The following is a 4,477-nucleotide window of genomic DNA, read 5'->3' on the forward strand; positions in this document are numbered from 1 at the left end:
CACCCTGCAACAACGAGGAGGATCAGGAGGAGGGGCATCTGCCGATCGTCAATACCAGACGCGTGAACGGGTACCCACCGAGATCCTGACTGCCATGGCGAGGGATCCAGACGTGAAGAGGCTCCAGCACGCGGCCTGGCTGGAGGTGGCTGACACGCTGGAAGCACTTCAACGCTGAAGAATCCCCGGAACCGTACACTATCTCACAGGTCACCTCTCCAGCACATGACGAGCGAGGTAGGATGGGGTCATGTCCATGCACGACGAGGAGAGGCTGAAGGAGAAGTTGCGCGCCATCGAGGCGCTGTTCGCAGGGGCCACCACGGAAGGGGAGCGCGAGGCCGCCGACAGGGCCCGCCAGCGAATCGCGGCTCGACTCGTGGAGCGGCAGGGTGAGCGGCAGTTGGAGTGGCAGTTCTCGCAGGATCCGTGGTCCTACCGGCTGCTCGTCTCCCTGGCTCGAAGGTACGGCATCGAGCCGTACCGCTACCGACGCCAGCGTCGCTCCACGCTCATCATCAAGACGTCGGAGCGCTTCATGCGGGAGACGTTCCTGCCGGAGTACAACGAGATGTTGAGGACGCTTCACGAGCACCTCACCGCGGTGACAGAGCGGGTCCTGGCGGAGGTGCTCAACGCGGACAGGAGTGAGCCCACGGTGGTGGACGCCGAGCCGCGCCAGCTCGAGGCCGTCACGAAGACACGAGAGAACGAATAGTGCCGGGAGTAGCGGGCCATGCCAGGCCCTGAGGAGCTCTGGCTGCCCCGCGCAGGGGCGTGGGCAGGAACAGCCCGCAGCCCATGTGGCGCCGGCCCCCCAGGCCTCGCTCCTGGAGCAGCCGGGAGGACTCTGGCGAGAGCTCGCTCACCGTGAGGGCGAAGCCCACCACCTTCTTCCCGGCGATGGAGAGGACTCGCCGCCGGCCCACGAGTGGAGTCCCCACGCACCCCAGCTCCGCCATGAACTTCCGCGTGGAGGCGTGGAACGTGGCCTCGTCCAGCGCATGCTTGAAGGTGACGACGCGGGCGGACAGCGAGGTGGGAGAGGGGAGGGAGTGCACCGTGGGCGTTCCTACGCGAACCTCATGGCCGGCGAGCTCGAGCGTGCTGCCCGCCAGTGGCAGCAGCAACGTGAGGGCGTCCGCCGAGCAACGAAGCCGCAGCGCTCCGTCTCCCAGCCGCAGCACCCCCTTGCGGGTCTGGGTCCCACGCAGGGTGAAGAGGCCGATGTCCTGGCGCTCGTGCAGCCCGGGAATCCGGCCCGAGAGCGCGGAGAACAGCAGGTAGCCATGATCGAGCGGCACCGAGCCGCCCTGCACCGGGAAGAGCAGATCGACGACAGGCATGGTCATCCTCATGAGCCGGAGAGTGGGGGCGTGCCCCCGTGGAGCTGCGCCAGGAGCGCTTCCAGCCGCTGCTGCTCCTCGCGTCGCTTGAGCTTCAGGTACTTCTTGAGCAGTTGCCCCGCCGCCCGCCGCTCCTCACCGACGAGCCCGAGCAGCCGCTCCCACCACTCGCGCTCCAGCAGCCGGAACTGCTCTCGCTGGGGCACTTCCGCTGCTTTCTGCTCTTCCAGCCAGGCCTTCAGCTCGGCCAGCGCGGGTGTCTGGAGCTCTCTTGCCGGGCGCGGTGATGCCTCCTCCCGCGAGAAGCGGCCATAGCCTGCCGCCGTCTTTCCTCCTAACCCCCAGTCTTTCAGCGCCTCCGTCAGGTAGCGCCCCGCTCGCTCCAGCAGCGCCCGCCCCCCTTCCACGTCGGGAGCCAACTCGAGAGCGACCAGGAAGCGGCCCCCCGGTGCCACCGTCAGGAAGGACACCGGGTTGGGATCGTCGAAGTCCCCGGGCCACTCCCCTCCGCTGCTCTCGTAGTACCTCCGCTGATGCACGGTGAGCACGTCCCGCGCCAGCATGGGTGCTGTCCCCGCTTCCGCAGGTACCCACAGCGCGTCGTGGAAGAGGATCTTCCCAGCGCTCGCCTGACGCCCCGGCTCGTCCACGTCCGGAGCGCCGAAGAGCCGCCGGAACACGTCCCCGGGTCCCCGCGCCATCCGTGAGCCTTCCCACGTCAAGCCGCGGAAGGGCTCTCGCTCCGGGTTCTGCTCTCCAGGGCCGGGCCCATACACCGCCTCCACGTAGCCCGCGGTGAGCCCCTTGAGCGCGGAGCCGGGGAGCACCGGCACTCCCCAGGTGTGGTGCAGCGTCAGCCCGACTCCTGCCGCTGTCGTGTTGCCGTGCCCTACCAGCACGCGCCCCAGCGCCCTGACGGTGAAGCAGAGGGTGTCCGGCCCCTGCAGCGCGGCCCTCCACCGGTCGTACGCATGCGCGTAGCGCACGGGCTCGCGGCACTGCGCCAGGCGATCCAGCCAGTCGCTGCGGACCGCCGCATCCTGCTCATTCTTCGCCAGGAGGGCCCGCAGCGGCGCCCAGCGCGCGGAGCCCAAGCCCGCGTGGCTCGGAGGGGTCTTCTCCGGCCGCAGGCCACCCGGTCGCTCACCGTCCTGCCCCAGCCACATGGCCTCCCTCCTTCTTCTTCGTGAAGGTCGCTTGCACCGCCCGCTGGAACCACACCGCCAGGTGGAGCACCTCGCGAGTGGCCAGCATGTAGCTGCGCAGCTCCAGGTCCCGTACCTTCCCCGGCAGCTTCTCCGCCGGCACCGAGGACAGCCCCGGGATCCCCGCGGAGGCCAGATCGCCCAGCAGCCGCACCACCGCCTTCTTGTCCTGCTCTCGCTCCAGGAAGGCCAGCGCCGCCGCCAGGCCGTTGCGCAGCACCGTGCTGCCCAGATCCCCGACGCGCGTCTTGTAGTCCTCGCGCTCACCGGCGGGGACGCGCTCCACGCACTGGTACGCGTGGAGCGCCCGCCGCTGGTCCCGCGTCAGGCGCTTCATGGCCGTGCCCCCTTCGCCGCCCCTGGCCACAGGGCCAGCCGGCACCGCCCCCGTCCCACCGTGGCCTTGCCTCCCAGCTGCAGCACGGCCGGCTCCGGCAGTGCCCGCGTCAGGATGTCGCCCGCGGTGAGCTGCGTTCCATGGCGCAAGCTCGGCCCCGCCGCCAGCACGCCCACCAGCAGGGCCTCCGCCGGCAGGCTCTCCTCCTTCCACAGAGCCCCTTCCGCCACCGTGCCCGTCTCGTGGTTGATGCGCACGCGCGTGTCCACCTGCGTGGCCGTCTCCAGCAGGAAGTCCATCGTCTCGTCGTCCACCACGACGAAGCGCTCCCGGATGAGCTCCTCCTCTCTCGGCAGCGCGCGGGCCAGGAAGCGCGCCCAGGCCTCCACAGCGAGCTCCTCCCGTACGTCCAGATCCAGGTCCTCCAGGAAGACCTTGCGGTGCTCCGGGGACGCGGTGACGTTGTTGCTGCCCACCCGCGCGAGGGGGCCCGCCAGGCGCTCCAGCGAGCCGGGCAGCCCCTCCAGGCCGTCCAGGTCCCTGCGCGCCAGGTCCAGCAGCAGCGGCGAGGACACCAGCGCGAACGTGCCGAAGAAGCTGCGCACGGGCAGCGCCACCAGCCGCGCGTCCCCCACCACCAGCGCGCCCGCATGGTCCAGCGCTTCGTCCCCCTCCTGGCTGTTCACCTTTCGCAGCGGGCCGAAGAGCGCCTCCCACTCGGGCGTTGGCAGGCTTCGGCGGGCCTCGCGCAGCACGCCCTTGAGGGACGAGCCCGGAACGAACGGGATGTTCGTCGCGCGCAGGCGGGCGATGGGCAGATCGATGATGCCCACGCTCTGTCCTGTCCCAGCGTGCAGGGGTGACAGTGCGTGCAGCAGGTACGGCCGGGTCTCCAGGCTCAAGTGCGTCCCTCCTTGGGGTTCCAGTGCCCGGGCAGGACTCGCCCCAGGCCCTCCTCGCGGCTGCCGCCCCATGCGGCCAGCCACAGCGCGGACAACGCGGTGAAGCCTCGTCCGTCCACCTTCTCGAAGAAGTAGGTGGACCCTGCTGGGACCAGCCGGCGCGTGGCCCGGGGCCTCCCCCGTGCCATGTCCCACGTCGACAGCTCCAGGGACCGGGGGACCAGTGCCGCTCGGAGCACCACCCGGCCCTCCACCCCAGGCAGCGTCCCCACCCAGGCGGGCTGCCCCTCGTGCTCGGTGCGCTCCAGCCCGTCCGGGAGCCAGCCGCGCTCGAAGTGCGCGGGTGTGGCCAGCACCAGGCGCAGTCCGGGCGAGGACCGCGGCAGCTCCTTCGGCGCTGAGAAGAGCTCCGTCCCCACCGGCTCGGCCATCGCCATGCGGCGCTTGCCCCCCAGGCCCACGGGCCCTCGAGGAAAGGCGGGCGTGTCCTCCGGCAGCGCGCACTCCACCCCCAGCGCCCACTCCCCGCTGCGCTCCAGCGTCTCCAGCACCTCCGCCTGGTAGAGCATGCCTGGCACTGCCGCCTGCGTGGTGGGATCCAGGGTGACGCGTACGTCCGTGCGGCGGACGGGCTCGGGCGCTGGCTGCGAAGGGGGCACCTCGCCGCTCAGCCAGAGCAGGAGCGCC

Annotated in this window: 6 protein-coding genes; 1 reads left to right on the top strand and 5 read right to left on the bottom strand. The window is 70.8% G+C overall.

Going from position 1 to position 4,477, the window contains the following annotated elements; all coding sequences use genetic code 11:
* The first annotated feature begins 250 nt into the window (after positions 1–250).
* Complete coding sequence (locus tag VD972_RS18080; protein WP_324988635.1) at positions 251–718, top strand: hypothetical protein; 468 nt, start codon at positions 251–253, stop codon at positions 716–718.
* Here VD972_RS18080 and cas6 read toward each other — a convergent pair.
* From cas6 to VD972_RS18105, 5 genes are all read right to left on the bottom strand, one after another.
* Entirely contained in the window at positions 693–1,346 is a 654-nt protein-coding gene (cas6, locus tag VD972_RS18085; protein ID WP_324988637.1) for a type I-MYXAN CRISPR-associated protein Cas6/Cmx6, read from the bottom strand. The genes VD972_RS18080 and cas6 overlap by 26 nt on opposite strands.
* An 8-nt stretch (positions 1,347–1,354) precedes the next feature.
* Positions 1,355–2,512 carry a type III-B CRISPR module RAMP protein Cmr6 gene (gene cmr6, locus VD972_RS18090; RefSeq protein WP_324988639.1) on the bottom strand — a complete coding sequence of 386 codons (1,158 nt, stop codon included), beginning with the start codon at positions 2,510–2,512 and terminating at the stop codon, positions 1,355–1,357.
* Positions 2,490–2,888, bottom strand: a complete 399-nt coding sequence (cmr5, locus tag VD972_RS18095; RefSeq protein ID WP_324988640.1) for a type III-B CRISPR module-associated protein Cmr5 — start codon at positions 2,886–2,888, stop codon at positions 2,490–2,492. Before cmr5 ends, cmr6 begins: the two co-directional genes overlap by 23 nt.
* Complete coding sequence (gene cmr4 / locus VD972_RS18100) at positions 2,885–3,790, bottom strand: type III-B CRISPR module RAMP protein Cmr4 (protein WP_324988642.1); 906 nt, start codon at positions 3,788–3,790, stop codon at positions 2,885–2,887. Before cmr4 ends, cmr5 begins: the two co-directional genes overlap by 4 nt.
* Positions 3,787–4,477, bottom strand: a 691-nt coding sequence (locus VD972_RS18105) for a type III-B CRISPR module-associated Cmr3 family protein (RefSeq protein ID WP_324988644.1), incomplete at its 5' end; no start/stop codon positions are given. The genes cmr4 and VD972_RS18105, both read right to left, overlap by 4 nt.

The organism is Hyalangium sp., from assembly GCF_035629615.1.
In the GTDB taxonomy this organism is placed as follows: Bacteria; Myxococcota; Myxococcia; order Myxococcales; family Myxococcaceae; genus Hyalangium.

Coding starts and splice junctions, on each gene's coding strand:
- VD972_RS18080 (WP_324988635.1), top strand. CDS start 251: ATGTCCATGCACGACGAGGAGAGGCTGAAGGAGAAGTTGCGCGCCATC.
- cas6 (WP_324988637.1), bottom strand. CDS start 1,346: ATGCCTGTCGTCGATCTGCTCTTCCCGGTGCAGGGCGGCTCGGTGCCG.
- cmr6 (WP_324988639.1), bottom strand. CDS start 2,512: ATGTGGCTGGGGCAGGACGGTGAGCGACCGGGTGGCCTGCGGCCGGAG.
- cmr5 (WP_324988640.1), bottom strand. CDS start 2,888: ATGAAGCGCCTGACGCGGGACCAGCGGCGGGCGCTCCACGCGTACCAG.